Genomic DNA, 19,833 nt, shown 5'->3' with positions numbered 1-19,833 from the left:
TTCCTCACGAAGCTCCGCGACCTCTCGCTCGAGCCGCTTGCAGTTCGGGCAGTCCGTCTCGGGTCCGCGGGCGTCCATGCACCCAAGCTAGACCCACTCAAACAAGGGCGCAATAGCGCGAGGGCGGTAAACAAGTACCGGCAAGAAAGGCATTAACGCGTCAAGGAACTCGATCGTTTGCTCAGTGATTTCGGGGTCCTGCTGCTGCGACCTCCATTCTGCCAACAGTGACTCCTTGGAAACCCTCGGTTGCGCTGCAACGACGAAGGTCGCCCTCCGTTTGATTCGTTCGAACAGAGGCAAATAACCGCGCATTACCTCGTCGAAGATTTCTTGACTGGAGCGCCCTTCGTTCAATTGGTCAGCGACGACAACAGCATTGGTGGCGAGGCTTATCGCCATGCTTAACGCGACCGCCTCTCCCGTCGGGTCTTTGAAGATACCGGTATCGACAGGTCGCTCTTGCTTGAGCTTGTCACGCAGCTCAGAAATCAAGCGATCGATGTCTTGCTTGATGCTCTCTTCGGTCCGCTCGGCTTTGCTCACCCCACCCTCCGCGCCACCTCGGCGCCTTTGGCTAAGTCCCGTTCGGCGTAAACCTGTGTCACGTCGGCGCCCGCGTGGCCGAGAATCACTTGGGCCGCTTCTAGTCCAAACTTCGCGCGGATCTCGGTCGCCGCGGCGTGGCGGAGCCGGTTGGGGCTCCAGCGCGGGACCTTCGCCTTGTCGCACGCGCGGTGGATCGCCCGGCGGTAACTGGCGGTGGAGTAGCAGTCGCCCGCCGACCGCCTCGGGCGCCGCTTCCGGTTCGTCCCCGGGCGGTTGCCGTAGGCCGTCGGCGTGACGCGGGCCGCGTGGGCCGCCGCGCGGCGCTTGGCCTCGCTGTCGGAGGGCGAGAAGCAGTAGGCGGCCGGGTCGCGCGCCAGGTACCGCAGCACGATCGCTTGCGAGCGTTGGCCGAGGAACACGACCCGCGCGCGGTCGTGGTGCTCGGTCTTGTGCGACGCGGGCCGGTAGAGCCAGACGTCGCCCGTGCGGTCGAGGTCGCACGGCCGCAGCAGGCAGACCTCAGCCGGCCGCATGCCGGTCAGCCGCTGCAGCCGGACCATATCGGCGACCACCTCGGGCATCGAGGGGAGCGTCGCCGTGACGGCCGCGTCGTCGATCGGTAGGACCGGGGCCGTCTCGCGGGCCTCGGTGCGGCCCTTCTTGAGCCCCTCGACGAGCGCCAGGGCGCGGTAGGTCGACTCGGGGATCAGCTCCTCGCCGGCGCCCCACTTGAACATCCGCTTGATGCGGGCCACGTGGTCGTTGACGTAGCGGCGGCTGTGGCCGTCCTGCACCATCCGGGCGCGCAGCGCCTTGAGCCGCACCGGGCCGAACTCGGCGGCCGGCTCGCGGCCGTACCAGTCCTTGAGGTAACGCAGCGCGGCCTTGATCCCCGGCGTGACGCGGGTCGAGCGGCCGTCCTTGCGGTAGTAGGACTGGGCGAACCGCCAGTAGAGGGCGGACAGCTCGACGATCGTCAGGGCGGCGTGCGACGGCGCCGACGAGGGGGCCACCGCGCGGCCGCTGGCGAGCCACTCGGCGACCAGCCGGTCGTACTGCAGCCGGCTGGCTTTCGTGCCGTGTCGGCCGAGGTAGTGGTCGACGCCGTTGAGGGTCACGACGGCTTGCCCGCTAGCGCGGTGCTTGCGGTACTTCGGGAGCTTCTGGGTAAAACGCGGCACGGGCGGGTCTCCCTGTGCGAGGACCGCCAAAACGGTACGTACCGTTTTGGCTCCTCGGGAAACGCCGCACTGCCGACCGCCGGCAGGTAACAGAAACTCTTGATTCGGCGGGGCTTAAGTCGAGTCGGGCTGAAAGGATTTGAACCTTCGACCTCTGCGTCCCGAACGCAGCGCTCTAGCCAAGCTGAGCTACAGCCCGTAGACCGATCATCCTAGCAACCGCTGGCCGGGCGGCCAAGGCCGTCTGGGCCCCGCCCCGGGGAAAGGCGCCAGCGGGGGCTCGGCGGCTCGCCCCCTTACGTCGGCGCGCCGTCTGGCTGACGCGGCGGCCCTCCCGCGGTAGGCTAGCGGGTTGGCTGTTGCGACCCCGCCATCCCCGACTTCCCGACCACGCCGTTGCACGCGTACCTGACCGTACTCAATGGCCCCCGCGCCGGCATCCAGTTCCCGCTGCCGCCGCGGGGCGAGACGCTCATGGGCCGGGGCGGGTCTTGCCAGGTGGCCCTGCCGGACCCGATCTGCTCGCGGGTGCACGCGCGGATCGCGGCGGACGAGGGCCGCTGGGTGGTGCGCGACGGGGGGAGTCGCAACGGCACTTACGTGAACGGCCAGAAGGTCACCGAGGCGGCCCTCGGCGACGGCCACGTGCTGCGGATCGGCACCACGGAGCTCGAGTTCCACCAGTCCGAGCAGCCGCCGACCGCCGACGACCAGACCTACGACGGCGTCGCGCCGCCGGCCCGCGAGACCATCGTCCACGAGGCGCCGGTCGCCACCGGCGGCGTCGACGAGCACTCGCTCGACGGCCTGCCCAACGCGGAGCAGGTCAAGGAGCTGATGCTGCTCTACCAGCTCTGCATCAAGCTGCTGGGCGCGGGCAACCCGAACCAGTTGGTCGAGTGGTCGCTCGATCTGCTCAAGGCCCGGACCGGCGCGTCGGTCGTCGGCTTCCTCGCCCCCTCCGACGAGGGCGACCTGCGGGCGAAGATCGTCTTGCCGGCCGAAGCCACCGAGAAGCTCGCGCTGAGCCCGAACCTGTCCGAGCTGGTCGCGAGCCAGGGCAACGCGGTGTGGGTCGCCAATCAAGAGGCGCCCAGCGTCGACGGCTCGGGCTCGTGGAAGATCGGCGCCTTCGCCGACGCGATCTGCGCTCCGCTGCTGCCGAAGCGGCCGGCCGACGCCGACGGCCGGGCCGTGCGGCCGCTGGGCGCGTTGCACGCGTACCTGGAGGACGGGCGGTTCCGGCAGTCGGACTTCGACTTCTTGATCTCGGTGGCCAACCTGCTGGCGGTCTCCCTCGCCAGGGCGCTGGAGTTCACCACGCTGCGCTGGAGCTACGACCGCCTGAAGGCCGCCGCGCCGGGCTACGACGGCCTGATCGGCGAGAGCGAGCCGATGCTGGAGCTGAAGTCGAAGATCGCGCGGGTCGCGACCGCGCGGGGCTCGGTGCTGGTGCGCGGCGAGAGCGGCGCGGGCAAGGAGCTGGTCGCCCGGGCGATCCACCGCGCGAGCCCCCGAGCCGACCGGGTGATGGTCTCGGTCAACTGCGCGGCGATCCCCCACGACCTGATGGAGAGCCAGCTGTTCGGCCACAAGGCGGGGTCGTTCACCGGCGCGGAGCGCGACCACATCGGTTACTTCCAACAAGCCGACACCGGCACGCTGTTCCTCGACGAGGTCGGCGAGATGACGCCCGCCGGGCAAGCGAAGCTGCTGCGCGTGCTCGAGGGGCACCCGTTCCTGCCGGTCGGCGGGACCAAGGAGGTGAAGGTCGACGTGCGGGTGGTGGCGGCGACCAACCAGGACCTCCAGGACTACGTGCGGCAAGGCAAGTTCCGCGAGGACCTGTACTACCGCCTGAGCGTGTTCGAGCTGCGGTTGCCGCCGCTCCGGGAGCGCGACGCGGACATCGAGTTGCTGGTCGATTTCTTCTTCGACCACTTCAAGAGCGAGCACGGCCGGCCGGGCCTGCGTTTGGGCGACGCCGCGCGCGAGCGGCTGCTGGGTTACCACTGGCCCGGCAACGTGCGCCAGCTGCGCAACGTGATCGACAGCGCGGTCGTGATGGCCACCGGCGACCACATCGAGCCGAGCGACCTGGCGTTGCACGACGCGTCCTCCGCGCGGAACAAAAAAGAAGACACCCTGCTCGACTCGCTGCGCGTCGACGAGTGGGAGCAGAAGCTCATCGTCGAGGCCCTCGCCCGCACCCGCGGCGCGGTGCCCGAGGCGGCCAAGCTGCTCGGCATGGGCCGCGCGACGCTGTACCGCAAGATCGACCAGTACGGGATCGAGAGGTGACATGCGGCGCGGGCGACCGGTGACGGCGGGGCGGGAGCCGGAGGCACAATCCGAGGTGCGAGCTAAGGGCGTGGAATGAGTTTGGGGACCGACCCGCCTGATTGGACCCTCCAGCGCGACGCGCTCCGTGCGTTGCAGCTCGAGAAGCTTAATGCGCTGCTCGCCGAGGTTGTCCCGGCGAGCGGGCTCTACCGACAGAAGCTCGGACCGCGGGCGCCGCGGCTCGCCGGCCTGGACGAGCTGGCCCGGTTGCCGACAACGTCGAAAGAAGAGCTGGTCGCCGCCGCCGCGGCGGGCGCGTGGCTCAGCCGGCCGCCGCACCGCTACGTGCGCTTCCACCAGACCAGCGGCACCCACGGCGCGCCGGTCGCTGCGCCCGACACGGCCGACGACTGGCGATGGTGGATGACCGCGTGGCGGCACACGCTCGCGGCGGCCCGGGTCGAGCCGGGCGACCGGGCGATGCTGGCGTTCTCGTTCGGGCCGTTCGTGGGCTTCTGGAGCGCTTTCGACGCGCTGGTGGACAGCGGCGTGCAGGCCATCCCCGGGGGCGGGATGTCGTCGGCCGAGCGGCTCGACCTGATCCGCCGCACGAGAGCGAACGTGCTCTTCTGCACGCCGAGCTACGCGCTGCACTTGGCCTCGTCGGGCGGTCAGGCCGGCGCCGCGGCCGAGTCGACGATCCAGACGGTGGTGGTGGCGGGCGAGCCGGGCGGCAGCCTGCGGGCGACCCGCGAGCGGATCGCCGCGGCGTGGGACGCGCGCGTCGTCGACCACGCCGGCGCGACGGAAGTCGGCCCGTGGGGTTTCGGCGACGACCTGTGGAGCGACCCGCCCGGGTTGCGGGTGATCGAGAGCGAGTTCATCGCCGAGTTCCTCTCGGTCGAGACCGGCGCGCCGGCCGCGGCGGGGGAGCTCGCGCGGCTGGTGCTCACCAACCTGGGTCGGTGCGGCGCGCCGGTGATCCGCTACGAGACCGGCGACTTGGTTGTCCCCGAGTGGCCCGCCGACGGGCCGTGCCGCTTCGTGAGGTTGGTGGGGGGCGTGGTCGGCAGGTCGGACGACATGGTCGTGGTGCGGGGCGTGAACGTGTTCCCGTCGTCGGTCGAGGAGGTGTTGCGGCGGCTCGAGGGGGTCGAAGAGTGGCGCCTCGTCGTGGAGCGGCGCGGCGAGATGGACGAGCTGTCGGTCGAGGTGGAAGACCGACGGGGCGACCCGCGTCGCGTGGCCGAGGCCCTGCGGGTCGGCCTGGGGCTGCGCGTCGACGTGCGGCTCGCCCCGAGCGGGAGCTTGCCACGCACCGAACACAAGGCGCGTCGGCTGGTCGACCGGCGATGAGACGGCCGCTACGCTGGTGTAGCGACTGGGTGTAAGCGAATGGGCCTAGCGATTGGGCGCCGCGCGTGCGACGGAGGAAACGAGCTTGCCGGAAGAGCCTCTCCCGACGGCGATCGAGCGTGACGGCGAGAGCCGCGTGCTGATCGAGTGGTCCGACGGCGCGCGGCGCGTGTACACGGCCGCCGGGCTCCGCGCGGAGTGCCCTTGCGCCACGTGCCGAGAGCGCCGCTCGGCGCCCCCGCCGCCGCCCACGCAGCTCACGGTGCTCTCAACGGCCGAGGCCCAGCCGCTGACGATCCGCGCGATGCGGCCTGTGGGCAGTTACGCGTACCAGATCGTGTTCAGCGACGGCCACGACTCGGGCCTGTTCCGACTGGAGTGGCTGCGCGAGCTCGGCGCCCCGGCGGAGTGACGCCGCGCTCCGGCTCGCGGCCGTTCACTGCTCGTCGGTCGCCGCGCGCTCGGCGCTGTCATCGCTGGCTGCCGGCTGGCTCGGCTGCGCTTCGGCGGGCTGCGCCGGCTCGGGAGACTCCTCGGCGGGCTGGCTGGGTTCGTCAGGCTGACCGGGCTGATCGGGCTCATCGGCCTCGGCGGGGGCGGGGGAGTCGCTCGTGGCGCCGTTGGCGGCTGGCGGCTCGGCCGGAGCGGCCGGGTTGAAGTCGACTCCCGGCACGCTCGGCAGTCCCGGCACCGCGCCGGGCGCCCCGCCGAGGGGGCCGGCGGGCGTGTCGGCGGCTTGGCTGCCATCGGCCTCTTCTTGCTTGGCGACAATCAGCTCCTCGCGGCCCAGCGCGATCTTCTTGTAGACCTCGTCGGAGATCACGTAATACCAGTCGCCGAACCGCTCGTTGAGTTCCTTGACTCGCTCCTTGGCCGCGGCGACCTTGTCGTTGTACTCGTCGAGCTTCCGCTGGTTGCGTTGCTCGATTTCGGCCGCGGAGTCGGCCGGCTCGTCGGAGTCGGACTGGTCGCCCTGGTCGGCCGCCGCGTCGTCGGACGGTGGCTCGTCCGAGGACGGGTCTTCGCCGTCGTCATCGGCTGGCGCGTCGTCGGCTTGTTCGGCGTCGGTCTGCTCTGTGTCGGCTTGTTCTGTGTCGGCTTGTTCTGTGTCGGTCTGCTCTGCGTCAGCGGGCGGGACCTCTTCCAGCTCGGGCTTCTCGAGCAGCCCTTCGTTGAACCGGGCGACAACGAACAGGTAGCGGTTGACGCCCTCGGCGGAGTCGCCCGGCTCGGCGCCCTCCCCTTCGGTGGCCGGTGCTTCGGCTTGCTGTTCGTCGGACTCGAGCTGGAGGTTGCCGAACCGCAGCAGGTACTCGACGCCGTCCTTCAGCGCGATGGCGATTTCGCCCTCGGTCGAGAGGATCTCGGAGTCGCCGCCGGCGGGTGCGAAGCCGCGCGAGACGAGGCTGCGGTAGGCGGCCTCGTCGTCGAAGAGCGCCGCGCCGGCCTTGAGCTCGGCCGACAGTCCGGCGGGTTTGCGCTCCACGTCGACGATCTCGAGGTCGCCCACGGCGGTCTTCATCTCGCCGAGGGCCTCTTCGTTGAGCTGCTGGTCGGGGCCGAGCTCGAACGGCTGGTAGTCCTGCGCGTCGCGGTCGTACTCGCGCAGCTCGATCGGCCGCCACTCGCTCTCGGAGTCGTCGTAGGCGAGCGTCATCTCGGCGCGTGGGTCGATCGTCAGCACCGGCTGCAAGCCGCGCGAGGTGAGCTGCGTGGTGAGCTGCGACGAGTAGTCTTTGACCCGCACGCGGGCGATGTCCCAGGTTTGCAGCTTGAGCAGGTCCTGCTCGATCCAGTCCTCGAAGCTGGTCGAGAAGTCGCCCGGGTCGATCCGCACGATGTACACCGGGTCTTGCGAGGTGCGGCGCACGTAGTGCTGGTCCTCTTCGCCGCGGACCTCCGATCCGATGACGATGTCGACGAGGGTCTCGCCGTCGGCCGATTGGAGCACGACCCGCTTGCCGACGCCGGACTGGCCGGCGTCCAGGTCGCTGGAGGGTTCGACGACGCCGTAGTCGGCGTGGTCACCGGCCGACAGCGACGCGATGCTGAGGATCTCCAGGTCCGCCACGCCGGTCGCGGCCGCGGCCATCTGCGCGGTCGCGTCGGCCGGGTAGCCCCCCTTGCTCGGCAGCGACCAGAGGCCGTCCTCTTCGGCGACCTCGAACTCACGCAGCGTGGCGCTCTGCTCGTCGAAGCGGACGATCCGCATGCGGGTCGCCTCGCCCGGCTCGAATGGTTCGAAGAGCGACTTGCCGATCTGCTCGTCGACGCGGTAGGTCGCGTCGGACGGCTGCGAGTACATCGCGAAGAAGACCGCCACGACGGCCGCCGCGATGAACAAAAGAGTTTGGGTGCTGTCTTTCATAGCCGTGTGAGGTGACGCTGCGGTTGCCGCGTGGGTGGGTTAGCGAGGCCGGGGGGCGCGGCCGTGCGACGGCGGGCGGATCGGCCTCAAGCGGAGCCGACCGGTTCGCGTTGCTGGCGCCGCTCGCCGGCGGCCGCGTTGGCCTCGCGGCGGCGGTCGGCGGCCGACTTCCCGCCGAAGCGCAGGCGGCTCTTGTCGACGCCCTCGCGCTCCCGCTCGCGGCGGTGGAAGTACACGAGCACCGCGAGGAGGATCGGCGGGATCGGCGGGATGAGCACCGCGGCCAGCTTGTAGAAGTCTTGCACGCCGCGGATCTTCGCGGCCAGGTCGCGCTCGGTCTGGCGGATCTGGCGGTCGCGGTCCTTCTCGAGCTTGGCGATCTGCACGTCGCGGGTGCGGCCGAAGTTCCGCTCGGCGATCGCCATGCGTTGCTCCTTCTGCATCGGGCTCAGGTTCGGGTCGTTGGCGATGGCGTCGATCTTTTCGCGGAACGCGTCGCGGGCCTTGGTGATCTCGCTGGTCGCCTCGTCGATGAACTCGTCGCGTTGGTCGGACGCGATCTCGCGGTACTCCTCGGTCGCCTCTTCGATCTTCTCGAGGATCCGGTGCTGGCGGGCCCGCTTGCGGACCTCCAGGAAGCGCTCGTCGCCGGCGAGGGCGTCGAGCGTGTTGAGCACGAACGGCACGTTCTGGAAGTTGAACCGCACGAGGGCGTCCTCTTCTTGGCCGACCTGCCGCAGCGCGAAGAACGCGTCGGACAGGCAGTCGACGTCCGCCACCAGCACCACGTTCAGCTCGGCCGAGCCTTGCCCGGGGTCGGCGTCGGCTTGGTCGGCGGGGTCTTGCTCGACCTCGGCGTCCTCTTGCAGGTCGTCGAGCGACAGCTGCTCGCGCGTGTCCGCCGCGCCGGAAAGGTGGCTGGCGATCACGTAGTTGCGGTTGGTCATCTGCACCTGCTGCGTGTTCAGGCGGCCCGTCTGCCGCATCATCTGCACGACGCTTTGCGGCACGTAGCCCGTGAGGTTGTCGGTCGTGGCCAGCGCGGTCGACTCGAGCCCCGAGCCGTCGGTCGACTCGATCGCGCCGGTGAAGAAGAACAGCAGCTGACCGAGCCCGGACACGATCGGGTCCTTCTCGCTGAAGGGCTCCTCGGCGCCGGGCATGCTCTTGTCGACGAACACCCACAGCGGGTTGATGCCCCCCTCGGTGTCGGCGCGTGGGTAGGGGTTGAACTCTTGGTAGATGACCTCGTCGCCGGGGATGCGGACGCCGAGCAGGTTCCAGAGCTGCGAGATGTCGCCCTTGGGGGCGCCGGGCTGGCCGCCGCCGAACATGCCCATCATGCCGCCCCCCTGGGGGGGGTTGGGCTCGTCGGTGCCGACCACTCCCTGCCACAGCATCGGGGCGGGGTCTTCGAAGATAGCGACCGGCTGGCCGCTCTTCACGCACTCGACGAAGTTGTCCATCTCGGCCGGGCCGAGCGACGAGGGCTGCGCGGCGAGCAGCACGTCGAACCGGTCGGTGATCGGCTCGGAGGGGTCGACCTCGACCACCTCGTACTGCTTCTCGAGCTCGTCGATGATCTGCGCGCGGGGCTGCATGCCTTGCATGGAGAAGCCCCCCATGAAGTTGACGGCCGTCTTGAGGACGCCCACCCGCTGGCGCTCTTGCTGCGCGACCGTGGCGATCGAGCGGACGACCTCGTACTCGACCGGGATGCCCTTGTCGACGAACGGCACGACCACCTTGTCGAGGCCGCAGGTGAACGCCATGCCGAGCAGGACCTCCTCGTCGCGCATGGCGCCGCGCACCTTGGTCTGCACGGGCTGGGCCTCGATGCCGAAGCGGCGCTCGGCGAGGGTGGCGGACTCGCTGAAGTTCTCGATCTCGTGCTTCGTGACGCGGATGTCGCCGCCGGAGATCGACGCGATCTCGTTCAGCACGCCGAGCAGGTCGCGCTTCTGCGCGGCGTACTCACTCGGCACCTGCGGGTTGACGAACACGTCGACCTGGATGGGCGGGACGTCGTCGTCCCGCGCGATGTCCCTGACGAGCTTGACGGTCTGGTCGGAGAGCGAGTTGATGCGTTGGCTGGTGATGTCGAGTCGCGCGTCGTTGTTGCTGAGGATCAGGTTCACCGCGCCGACCACCACCAACAGGCACAGCGCACGGAGCAGGTAGTGGCCCCCCTTGGCCTCGCCGTCCTCGCGCCCGGCCCAGTGCCGCTTGCTGATGAGCACCATGCTCACGTAGAGCATCACCGCGGCGATGCCGACGAAGTACGCCACGCTCGACAGGCTGACCACGCCGCGTTCGAAGTCGGCGAACTGTTCGGCCGCGCTCCACTGGCGGATGGTCTGGGCGGCGGCTTGGTTCTTGACGATCAGGTCCGCTGCGCCGAACAGCGCGAGCGGCGCGTTGAGCAACGCGCCGAGGATGAAGCCGACCGTGAGGTTGCTCGTGAAGAACGACGCGACCATGCCGATCGCCAGCATCGCCAGGCCGACGAACCAGTAGCCCAGGTAGGAGCCCACGAAGAGCCCCAGGTCCGGGCTCCCCAGGCCCCAGTAAAAGACCAGCAACACGCTGAACGCCGAGAACAGCAGCGCCACGGTGAAGATCGCGACGGCCGCCTTGTACTTGCCCATGACCACGTCGAAGTCGGTGGCCGGCATGGTGAGCAGCAGCTCGTCCGTCCCCTGGCGGCGTTCCTCGGCCCAGATGCTCATCGTGATCGCCGGGATGAACGCCAGCAGGATCAGCGGCATCCAGCGGCTCAGCTGGTCCAGGTTCGCCAGGTTGTTCGTGAAGAACTCGGGCGGCCAGAACGCCGCCAGCGAGGTCAGCATCACGAACACACAGATGAACACGTACCCCGTCGGGTTCGAGAAGTAGCTGACGAAGTCGCGACGGAAGATCGCTTTCAGGACGGTCCAGTTCATAGCCGTTGGCGGGTTCGTGCCCGTGCTTTCGGTTGCGGCTTGGAAGGGGGGCCGGCGGGGGTCTCTCGCTTGGCGGAACCCCCCGGCGGGGGGCCGCGGCGGCCGGCGGGCTCGGCGGAGCTCGGGACGCTACACGCTCTCCGCGGCGCCGGTCAGCTCGTGGAACTTCGCGTCGAGCGAGGCCGGGTCGTCGCCCAATGCGCCCGGCGCGCCGTCGAACACCACGCGGCCCTCGTTGATAAAGACCACGCGGTTGCACATGGCCTCGACCTCTTGGAGGATGTGGGTGCTGAGCAACACGGTCTTGGTCTTGCCCAGCTCTTTGATCAGCTTGCGGACCTCACGGATCTGGTTGGGGTCGAGGCCCGCGGTCGGCTCGTCAAGGATGAGCACGTCCGGCTCGTGCAGCAGCACCTGGGCCATGCCCACACGCTGGCGGTAACCCTTGGAGAGCTTGCCGATCGGCTTGCCGATGACCGCCTCGAGCCGGCACTGCTGGATGACCTCTTCGATACGCCGCTTCAGCCGGCCGGAGTCCATGCCCCGCGCCTGGCCGAAGAACTTCAGCAGCATGCGCGGGGTCATGTCGGGGTACAGCGGGCCGTTCTCTGGCAGGTAGCCCAGGCGGCGGGCCGCTTCCAGGCGGTCGCTCGAGGTGTTGTGGCCGGCGATCCGGGCCGTGCCGGACGACGGCGACAGGTACCCGGTCACGAGCTTCATCGTGGTGCTCTTGCCGGCGCCGTTGGGCCCGAGAAACGCCGCGACCTCGCCCTCGTGGATCGTGAAGGTGACGTCGCGGCAAGCGGCGAAATCGCCGTAGAACTTGCTCAGGCTATCGGCCTCGATCATCGGCCGGGCCGGTCCGCCGTGGGGGGTCTCTGTCATTTCCGAGTGGGCGAGAGCTGGATTGGGTCGCGAAGGCTGCTTCGGACTGAAAAGGCTAATCCCCGGCGCCGGGAAGTGTCTATCCCACACCGACTTCGGGCGACCGCGCCGGGACCGGGCCAAGCGCAGCGGCGGATTGCCGGCATCGGCGCCTTGTCTCGCGCTACGCGGCGCTGCGAGCGGGGGTTCGACCACGGGGTGAGAAATCGCCGCGCGGGGCGGCCTCCCGACGGCATGGGCGGCGCGGCGCCGGCTCGGCGGGCCGCCTAGCTCGCCCGTAGTGGCGCGTCGGCGGTACCAAGCTGGGCGCCGTCGGCCCCGCGGCGGACCGTCACGTGGCGGCGCCACGCCTGGTCGTCTTGCTGAGGGAAGTCGGTTCGCAGGTGCACGCCGCGGGATTCTTCGCGGAGGGTGGCCGAGCGGATCATCAGCTCCGCGACTTGCAGCATGTTCTGCAGCTCCCAGCCGTCGGGCGTGCCGAGCTGCCGCGAGAGCACGTAGCGGCGCCATTGCGCGATGCTGTGGGCCGCCTCGGCAAGGCCCGACGCGTCGCGCCACACGCCGGCGCGGACCCACATCAGGCTCTGCAGCGAGTTGCGGATATCGGCCAGGTCGAGCGGCGCTTCGGAGGGCTCGGCGGGCGGGTTCTCTAGCGGGATCGCGGTGAACGTGTCGGGCTCGCTGGCGGCCGCCTCCGCGGCGTGGCGGCCGGCCAGCTCGCCGTACACCAAGCCCTCGAGCAGGCTGTTAGAGGCCAGCCGGTTCGCGCCGTGCAGGCCCGAGCTCGAGGCCTCGCCGGCGGCCCACAGCCGCGGCAGGCTGGTCGCCGCCCGCTGATCGACCCGAACCCCGCCGAGCAAGTAGTGCGCGCCGGGCCGCACCGGGATCGGGTCGGAGGTGATGTCGATGCCGAACTCGCGGCACGTCTTGGCGATGCCGGGGAAGCGGTCGAGGACCTTGTCGGCCGGCAGGTGGCGGAGGTCGAGGAACACGCTCGGCCGGCGCGTCCGCTCCATCTGGGCGACGATCGAGCGGCTCACGATGTCGCGCGGCGCGAGCTCGGCGCGCTCGTCGTACTCGGGCATGAAACGCTTGCCGTCGGCGTCGATCAGGTAGGCGCCCTCACCGCGGATCGCTTCGGTGATCAGGCTGCGGCTGCTGCCGGCGATATACAGCACCGTCGGGTGGAATTGCATGAACTCCATGTCGGCCAGCTCCGCGCCCGCGCGGTAAGCGATCGCGTGGCCGTCGCCGGTGGCGACTTGCGGGTTGGTCGTCTCGCGGAACAGCTGCCCGGCGCCGCCCGTGGCGAGTACCGTCTGCTTCGCCCACACGAACGTCTTGCCGTGGGCCTTGTTCCAGACCAGAGCTCCGCGGCACTCCGCCGCGCCGTCGGCCGGCGAGGTGAGCAGGTCGATCGTGAACGTGTTGGGCCAGACCTGCGCGCCGAGCGCCCGCTGCGCGTGCTCGCGCATCGCGCGCATGATCTCGCGGCCGGTCGCGTCGCCCAGGGCGTGGGCGATCCGGCGGTGGCTGTGGCCCCCCTCGCGCCCCAGCTGCAGCTCGCCGTCGACGCCCGCGTCGAACCGCGCCCCCCAGTCGATCAGCTCGCGGATGTGGCCCGGCGCGTCGCGGACGACCATCTCGACGACCGCGCGGTCGCACAGGTTGGCGCCGGCCGTGAGGGTGTCGCGCACGTGGTTGTCGAAGTCGTCCGCCGGGTCGAGCACGCCGGCGATTCCCCCCTGCGCGTACGCGCTGCTGGACTCGCGCAGGCGGTCTTTCGTGACGATCAGCACGTTCACGCCCGGCGGGCAGGCCATCGCCGCACGCAACCCGGCGATCCCGCCACCGATGACCAGCACATCGACGAAGTGGTGGGGGATCCGCTTGGGTTGGAAGGGAACCAGGTAGCGCGGGTCGGTCGGGACGAGGGCCACGGCGGATGCTCACCGTCGAGGAGGGAAGGACCGGTCGGGACAGGGACCGGTGGGGACAGCGTACTGACCGCAGGCGATTAGGGCGAATCACCTACCCGCTGCGCGCGGCCCGGGAGCCGGATAGAAGAAGTTACCTAATCGCAGCGAGCGTTCCCCGCCTTCTCGCAGAACCCAACGCCACTTCGAGCGAGCAGCCAGTTCATTCGGAAGAGACAAGCCGGGCCGGCGCGGCGCCGCCGGCAATCTCCGAATCGACTGGCTGTTCGAATGAATCTTCCAACGTGGGTGGCGAGGGCGGGGCGACGTTCTGGGCTGGCTCTGATGCTGATCGGCGGGTGGCTCGCCGCGAGCCCGGCGGCAGCCGCGGAGCGAGTCTACCAGATCGGCAACAGCTTCACGTGGGACAGCCGGCCGGCCGGCATCCACGCGATGTCGCGCCAGACCGCCACCGAGCTGTCCGGGGGTTACCACATCCGCTGCAACGGAACGCTCTCGGGCATCGCAGGAAGCGAGTCCACCTGCGTGCCCCCCACCGACGACGGCGTGTGGCAGCAGGCGCTGCCCGGCGCCGATTGGGACCACGTGATCGTCCAGCCGTGGGCGGGCGGCACGACGCTCCAGAGCGATCTCGCGAGCATCACCACGTTCCGCGACGCCGCGCTGCAGAACAGCGGCAACGCCGACGCCCAGTGGCACATCTACCAAGCGTGGCCGTTCTTCGTCGGCGACCAGAAGTGGTCCGACTGGTACAGCGACGCGGGCAGCTACACGGCCCACCGGCAAGACTACTTCCGGGACCTGCAAGCCCGGCTCGCCGAAGAAGGGATCGCCGCGTCGATCATCCCCAACGCCGACGTGCTCGCTTACGTCCGGTCGCACGTGGATGAGTTCGACGCGCTGGAGTCCCCCGACGACATCTACCGCGACCACGTGCACCTCTCCCCTGTGGGCAGCTTCATCGTCGGCACGACGGTCCTCACCGCGCTGGTCGGGGAAGACGTCACCGGCGTGACCGAGACCGGCTACGGCGCGAACCTCTCGGTCGCCGCCCGCAACCAGATCCAGCGCGTCGCGTGGAAGATCGTCAACGCGGTGCAGAACCCGGGCGACCTGAACGCCGATGGCGTGGCCGACGCCCAGGACTACGCGCAGTGGTCCGCCGCGTTCGGCGGCTCGGACGCGGGGCTCGACGGCAACCTCGACGGCCTGGTCAACGCGGCCGATTACACGCTGTGGCGCGATCGGCTCGCGACCCAGGCAGTCGGCGTGCCCGAGCCGGGCGGCGAAGCCTTGCTGTGGGCTGCGCTGGTTGCAGGGCTCGCTGGTTGGGGGGCCCGCTCGACGGCGTTACCCGTCCGCCGGCTCACTCGCCCTCGTCGATCCGGTTGACGCTCTGCTGGAATCGACGCATCGCGTCCTGCAGCCCCGGCGGCGGCGCGGTGCGGGTTCGTTCCGACAGGTCGCGCAAGTCGTCCAAGCGTTTGTCGCGCGCCACGCTGGGCCCGCCGGGCGAAAGGCCCAAACCGCGCAGCGCCCTGTCGAGCTCCGCTCGGCCTTCGGGGCCGCGTTGCTGGGCGCGTTGCCGCCGCGATTGCCAGCGGTCGACGAACCGCTCCAGATCGTCTTGGGACCAGCCGAGCTCGTCGAGCAGCTCGCGATCGACCTGCTCGCGCTGCAGCTGGTCCTCGAGCCGCTCGAGCACAAGCTCGGTCTGCTCGCGGGCGTACTCGAGGTTCGCCTTATCTCCGCCGACTTCGGACCCCTGCCCCGCGCCCTGCAGGCCCTGGCCGGCCCCGCCGGAGGGCTGCTGGTCGCCCTCGCGCCCTTGCTGGCCGGCACGCGGCTTGGGCCGCGGCGGGTCGCCCGTCGGGTCGGATTCTTGATTGGCGTCGGTCGCTTCGTCGCCCGGAGAATCGCCGGCGGCGCCGCCGCTCGGCGAAGAGGGGTCGGCTGCTTCGGGGTCGCCCGCGGGCTGTGGGTCTCGCTGTTGGTCGCCTGCGCGTTGCTGGCTTGATTTTGAGCGATCGTCGCCGGCTGGGGGCGCCGCCGAAGTGTCGCCGCTCTGGCCAGCCTCACCGCCCCCACCAGTGCGGTCGCGCTGGGACTCGGTGGATTCCTCACCGGCCGACGAGCCGTCGCCCGACGGCCCTTGGCCGGGCCGCTCTTCGCCCCGGCCCTGTTGGCTCTCGCGGCCCGTTTCTCCTTGGGGGCCTCCCGATTCGCCGGACGGGGTGTCGGATTGCTGCTGCTCCCCGGGCCTCCCGGTCGTGTCGCCGGCGCCCTGGTCGCCCGACTGGCCTGCGCCGCGGTCGGCGGCTTCGTTCTGGCCGCTCCCGCCGGTCCCCTGACGCGGCGTGGGGCGCGAGTCGGACGCTTCGCCGGGGGGCGTATCGCCGCCTGACTCGCTCGACTGCGAGTCCGACTGCTGGCCGGAGCGATCGTTCTCTCCCGGCCCCTGCCCCTGGTCGGGGGGGGCGGGGCTGTCCTGCGCCTGGCTATCGCGCGGCTGCTGCTGCGCGTCGGGCGAAGCGGGCCGGCCGGTGGCGTCGGGGTTGGCCTGCTGGTCGGGGCGTTGCTCTTGGGCGCCCGGCTGCTCGCGGGGTGGCTGCGCGGGGTCTTGTGGAGCGGTCTGGCCGTTCGTGTCCCCTTGCGGCTGTTGTTTCGCCTGCGGCGCTTGGTCGCTTGGCTGCGGCCGCTGGTCGTTTGCCTGCGGCGGCTGGTCGTTTGCCTGCGGCGGCTGGCGCTGGCCTTGTGGCGGGGGCGATTGCTCGCCCTGGCGGCCCTCGGTCGGCTGATTTTCGAGGAACTCGCGGATCCGCTCGAACGCGGCGCCGTCGTCCGAGCCGTCGGGCGCCACCGGGTCGGGCTCGCTCGGCGCAGCGGGGTCGGCGCCCGGTTGCCCGTCGCCTTGTGGCTTGCCCGGCTCGCCCGTGGGCTGTGGGTCTTGATTCGTTCCTGCGTCGGGGCGCTGCTGCGGCTGGCCTTGCCGCGAGCCGTTGGCGGGCTGGTCCGCCTGTTGTTGGCTGTCGCCCTGCCCTTCTCCTTGCGCGCCAGCGGCGTTGTCTTGCGGCGCGGCGTTGGGGTCGGCTTCACCGGGGCCGCGGAGGCCGTTCTGGGGCGGAGCGTCCTGCTGCTGGTCGCCGGGCTCGGAGGGCTTGGCGTCTTGGCCTTGCTGTGCCTCTTGGCCTTGCTGTCCCTCCTGCGGTTCGCCTGCTTGCTGCTGCTGGTCGCCCTGCTGGCCCGCTTGCTGGTCTTGCTGTTCGCCCTGCTTGCCGCCGGCGCCCGGTTGTGGCTGGCCTTGCTGTGGCTGGCCCTGCTGTGGCTGGCCCTGATCGGCCTGGCCTTCGCCGGCCTGCCCTTGCCCGCCACGCTGGTCGCGTTGCTGGCGATCGCCGCCGACGACTCGCAAGCGCCTCGACTCGCTCTGGCCGACGCCCGCCTCGGGGGAGCGGTTGTCGGCGGCGACCAGGCGGTACTCGAGCACGTCGCCCGGCGACAGGCCTAGCTCGCGCGGCGAGAGCTCGCTCGTCAGCCGCCGCAGGCCACGGCCCCGGCCTTCGGGCAACTCGCGGTTGAGCGCCTTGCGTCCCCCGACGGTCCCCACCAAGCGCACCGACTGCAATTCAAAGTCCGGGTCGCGCGCTTCGCCAGCGACACGCAGCGAGCCGTCGAGCGGCACGTCGGTTATCTCTTCCTCGGGCGCGGTGATGGCGACCTCGGGGGGCAGGTCGGCGATCACCTCGACGCGGTAACGCGGCGGGTCGACGTTCGCCTGGTCGTCGGCCGAGGTGAACCGCAGCACGTAGTTCTTCGAGTCGATCGGCCCCGCCCCGTCCGAGTGGCGGAGCGTCCACCGGCCGGTGGCCGTGCTCCCCTCGGGGCGGAGCACCACGTCGGGCCGGCCGTCGGCGCCGAGGTCGATCCGGGCGTCGGCGATCGGCAGGTTGGCCTCGGCCTCGAGAGTCACCCGCGTGCCTTCGATCGCGCGGATGTCGCCGCCGCCGGAAGTTACGCGGTCGGTGAGGCCGGTGTAGTCGGGGTAGTCGTAGGCGATCGACACGGGGGCGATGGTCGGGGCCGCCAGCACCCGCACTTGCCGCCAGGGGGTGCGTGCGTCGCCGGCTTCGAGCCGGTAAGCGAGGTCGCCTTGCAGGCCGAGCGCGGCGTCGGCCGACCCGCCGGGCGGCAGGGTCACCTCGTGCAGCACGCGGCCGCTGCCGGATCGCATCGGCACGCGGCGGTCGACGACGCCGGCGTCGGCCGTTGTGTAAACGACCTCGGCGATCTCGTCGGGCGCCAAGCCGCTGACCGTCGCGGTGATCTGGAGCTTCTCGCCCTGGCTGAGGGTTGTGTCGCCGGGCTCGACGTCGGTGATCCGCACGCGGCTCGGCGCGGCGATTTCCGACCAAGGCGCCAGCACCCTGCCGGCCGACGCGAAGAAGTCCTTCGGCGACAACACCACGTACAGGCCGATCAAGCCGACCAGCACCATCAAGAGCTGAGCGACCCGCACCAGTGGCGTGTGGTCGATCGGCGCGTCGCCGGCCGTGGCGAGCCGCTCGGCGGCCTGGCGTTCGAGCGTGCGACGCACCGCGGCGGGCGCCGCCCCGTCGCGCAGCTGCAGCAGGTTCAGCAACGCGTTCTTGAGCTGGGGCGACTCGCGCTCGATCTCGCGCGCCGCGTAGAGCGGGTTGACCCTCCCGGCGATCGCCGGCGTCAGCCGCTTCCAGATGATCACGCCCGCCCCGATCGCCGCCACGGCGAAGATCGCCGCCCGCCCGCCCCGGTCGAGCCCGCCGGCGACCAGCCAGTGATCGGCCATCGCCGCCACTAGCAGCACCACCAGGGACCAAGCGAGCAGCAGCCCGGCGCCGGTGGCGATGTCCGCCGTTTTCACCGCCGTTCGGGTCTTCTTGATGCGCGCGTCGACCAGGCTCGGCGCAGCGCCGCCGCGGCGGGCGGGCTTCGGTGGCGGCGCGGCGGTTGGCATACTTGCTGGGCTGGCCGGTGTGGGTTGGCCCGTGTGGGCTGGCGAACTCGCGTCGGCGGGCAGGCGGCGGGTGCTCTAGTATACGCGTGGCTCGCCGCCTGGCGGGCCGCCGCGCCAGCGTCGAGCGCCGCGCGCCGCCCCCCGGCGCGACGGGTGTTCGGGTGCTGCCGGTTGCGGCGCGGGTCGGATCTCTCAAAGCAGGCCGGATCGCTGTGCGTTCGAGCGACTTTCACGACTTGGTTAGCGGCCGACGCCGGGGACCGGCAGCCGCGGCGCTGCGGGCCGGCCTCGCGGCGGCCGAGGGGCCCTACCGGCTCGGCGTGTGGTGGCGCAACCGCCGCTACGACACCCGCCCCGAGCTGACGCACCGCGTCGCCGCGCCGGTCGTGAGCGTGGGAAACCTCACGCTGGGCGGCTCGGGCAAGACCCCGATGGTCAAGTGGGTCGCCAGGACACTCCGCGCGGGAGGGGTCCGCGTCGCGCTCGCGAGCCGCGGCTACGGCGCCGAGGAGCAAGGCCCCAACGACGAGGCGCTCGAGCTAGAGCACGCCCTGCCCGACGTGCCGCACGTGCAGAACCGGGACCGCGTGGCCGCCGCCCGCTTGGCGATCGAAGAACTCGCCGCGCAGGCCGTCGTGCTCGACGACGGCTTCCAGCACCGGCGGCTGGCCCGCGACCTCGACATCGTGTTGCTCGACGCCACCCAGCCGTTCGGCTTCGGTCGGCTGTTCCCACGCGGCGCGCTCCGCGAGGGGGTGCGGTCGCTGCGCCGCGCGCAGGTGGTCTGCCTGACACGGTCGGACCTGATCGATGCGGCCGCGCGGGAAGCGATCCGCCGCCGCGCGGCCGAAGCGGCGCCCGCTGCGCTCTGGTGCGAGTCGGTCGTGCGGCCGACGGCGCTGGTGAGCGTCGCCGACGGCGCGGCGCCCGCCGACCACGGCGACTGGGGCGTCGAGCCGCTGGGCGCGCTGCGGGGAGAGCGTGTGCTGGCGTTTTGCGGGATCGGCGCGCCGCACGCTTTCCGCGAAACGCTCCGCACCCTCGGCGCGGGAGTGGCCGGGCTGATCGAATTTGCGGATCACCACCGCTACACACGCGACGACGTCGAACGCATCACGAGAGAGGCCGCCGCGTGCGACGCGGCGCGGGTCGTCTGCACGACAAAAGACCTCGTGAAGATCGGCGTGGCGACGCTCGGCGGACGGCCGCTGTCGGCCGTTGGGATCGACCTCGTGCTGACCGAGGGAAAGCCGCAGCTAAAAGCACGGCTGGACGAGATCGTCCACCGCGCGAAGCTGGTCAATCCGGATGCGGATTGATCCGAAGATGAGCGGCCGCC

12 protein-coding genes and 1 tRNA gene are annotated in these 19,833 nt (G+C 70.8%); 5 read left to right on the top strand and 8 right to left on the bottom strand.

Annotated elements, in window-relative coordinates; translation table 11 throughout:
• Positions 1–87 precede the first annotated feature (87 nt).
• The 3 genes from RIC11_RS20215 to RIC11_RS20205 form a co-directional block, all read right to left on the bottom strand.
• The gene (locus RIC11_RS20215) at positions 88–546 is read right to left on the bottom strand and encodes a hypothetical protein (protein ID WP_350214207.1); all 459 of its coding nucleotides are present in this window, start codon (positions 544–546) and stop codon (positions 88–90) included.
• Positions 543–1,730, bottom strand: coding sequence for a tyrosine-type recombinase/integrase (locus tag RIC11_RS20210; RefSeq protein ID WP_350214206.1), 1,188 nt, complete (start codon positions 1,728–1,730; stop codon positions 543–545). Before RIC11_RS20210 ends, RIC11_RS20215 begins: the two co-directional genes overlap by 4 nt.
• Positions 1,731–1,854: 124 nt before the next feature.
• Positions 1,855–1,929 (bottom strand) — tRNA-Pro (locus RIC11_RS20205).
• Between the two features lie 197 nt (positions 1,930–2,126).
• Here RIC11_RS20205 and RIC11_RS20200 point away from each other — a divergent pair.
• The 3 genes from RIC11_RS20200 to RIC11_RS20190 all read left to right on the top strand — a co-directional run bounded on the left by RIC11_RS20200 (position 2,127) and on the right by RIC11_RS20190 (position 5,781).
• Positions 2,127–4,031 carry a sigma 54-interacting transcriptional regulator gene (locus RIC11_RS20200; RefSeq protein ID WP_350214205.1) on the top strand — a complete coding sequence of 635 codons (1,905 nt, stop codon included), beginning with the start codon at positions 2,127–2,129 and terminating at the stop codon, positions 4,029–4,031.
• 75 nt (positions 4,032–4,106) lie between these two features.
• Positions 4,107–5,369, top strand: coding sequence for a phenylacetate--CoA ligase family protein (locus RIC11_RS20195; protein ID WP_350214204.1), 1,263 nt, complete (start codon positions 4,107–4,109; stop codon positions 5,367–5,369).
• A gap of 85 nt (positions 5,370–5,454) precedes the next feature.
• The gene (locus tag RIC11_RS20190) at positions 5,455–5,781 is read left to right on the top strand and encodes a gamma-butyrobetaine hydroxylase-like domain-containing protein (RefSeq protein ID WP_350214203.1); all 327 of its coding nucleotides are present in this window, start codon (positions 5,455–5,457) and stop codon (positions 5,779–5,781) included.
• A 24-nt stretch (positions 5,782–5,805) separates the two neighbouring features.
• Here RIC11_RS20190 and RIC11_RS20185 read toward each other — a convergent pair whose 3' ends face one another.
• The 4 genes from RIC11_RS20185 to nadB form a co-directional block, all read right to left on the bottom strand.
• Positions 5,806–7,737 carry a DUF4340 domain-containing protein gene (locus tag RIC11_RS20185; RefSeq protein WP_350214202.1) on the bottom strand — a complete coding sequence of 644 codons (1,932 nt, stop codon included), beginning with the start codon at positions 7,735–7,737 and terminating at the stop codon, positions 5,806–5,808.
• An 86-nt stretch (positions 7,738–7,823) separates the two neighbouring features.
• Positions 7,824–10,679: a Gldg family protein gene (locus RIC11_RS20180; protein ID WP_350214201.1), complete on the bottom strand. Its 2,856-nt coding sequence runs from the start codon at positions 10,677–10,679 to the stop codon at positions 7,824–7,826.
• 129 nt (positions 10,680–10,808) lie between these two features.
• Positions 10,809–11,564 carry an ABC transporter ATP-binding protein gene (locus RIC11_RS20175; RefSeq protein ID WP_350214200.1) on the bottom strand — a complete coding sequence of 252 codons (756 nt, stop codon included), beginning with the start codon at positions 11,562–11,564 and terminating at the stop codon, positions 10,809–10,811.
• A 266-nt stretch (positions 11,565–11,830) separates the two neighbouring features.
• Positions 11,831–13,504, bottom strand: coding sequence for an L-aspartate oxidase (gene nadB, locus RIC11_RS20170; RefSeq protein WP_350214199.1), 1,674 nt, complete (start codon positions 13,502–13,504; stop codon positions 11,831–11,833).
• A 321-nt stretch (positions 13,505–13,825) separates the two neighbouring features.
• Between nadB and RIC11_RS20165 the strand changes: the two genes are divergently transcribed.
• A complete protein-coding gene (locus RIC11_RS20165) occupies positions 13,826–14,893 on the top strand; it encodes a hypothetical protein (protein WP_350214198.1) in 1,068 nt (355 codons plus the stop codon).
• Here the strand turns inward: RIC11_RS20165 and RIC11_RS20160 are convergent.
• Positions 14,868–18,494, bottom strand: a complete 3,627-nt coding sequence (locus RIC11_RS20160; protein ID WP_350214197.1) for a hypothetical protein — start codon at positions 18,492–18,494, stop codon at positions 14,868–14,870. The two genes, RIC11_RS20165 and RIC11_RS20160, sit on opposite strands and share 26 nt — an antisense overlap.
• A 212-nt stretch (positions 18,495–18,706) precedes the next feature.
• Between RIC11_RS20160 and lpxK the strand changes: the two genes are divergently transcribed.
• Positions 18,707–19,813, top strand: a complete 1,107-nt coding sequence (gene lpxK / locus RIC11_RS20155) for a tetraacyldisaccharide 4'-kinase (RefSeq protein WP_350214196.1) — start codon at positions 18,707–18,709, stop codon at positions 19,811–19,813.
• Positions 19,814–19,833: the final 20 nt, after the last annotated feature.

The organism is Botrimarina sp. (genome assembly GCF_040219535.1).
In the GTDB taxonomy this organism is placed as follows: Bacteria; Planctomycetota; Planctomycetia; order Pirellulales; family Lacipirellulaceae; genus Botrimarina.
The sequence above is the reverse complement of the archived record's forward strand: the minus strand, read 5'-3'. Positions and strand labels throughout refer to the sequence as shown.

Excerpts from the sequence above, each read along its gene's own strand:
- RIC11_RS20165 (WP_350214198.1), top strand. The coding sequence starts at position 13,826 with ATGCTGATCGGCGGGTGGCTCGCCGCGAGCCCGGCGGCAGCCGCGGAG.
- RIC11_RS20195 (WP_350214204.1), top strand. The coding sequence starts at position 4,107 with ATGAGTTTGGGGACCGACCCGCCTGATTGGACCCTCCAGCGCGACGCG.
- RIC11_RS20185 (WP_350214202.1), bottom strand. The coding sequence starts at position 7,737 with ATGAAAGACAGCACCCAAACTCTTTTGTTCATCGCGGCGGCCGTCGTG.
- RIC11_RS20180 (WP_350214201.1), bottom strand. The coding sequence starts at position 10,679 with ATGAACTGGACCGTCCTGAAAGCGATCTTCCGTCGCGACTTCGTCAGC.
- RIC11_RS20175 (WP_350214200.1), bottom strand. The coding sequence starts at position 11,564 with ATGACAGAGACCCCCCACGGCGGACCGGCCCGGCCGATGATCGAGGCC.
- RIC11_RS20160 (WP_350214197.1), bottom strand. The coding sequence starts at position 18,494 with ATGCCAACCGCCGCGCCGCCACCGAAGCCCGCCCGCCGCGGCGGCGCT.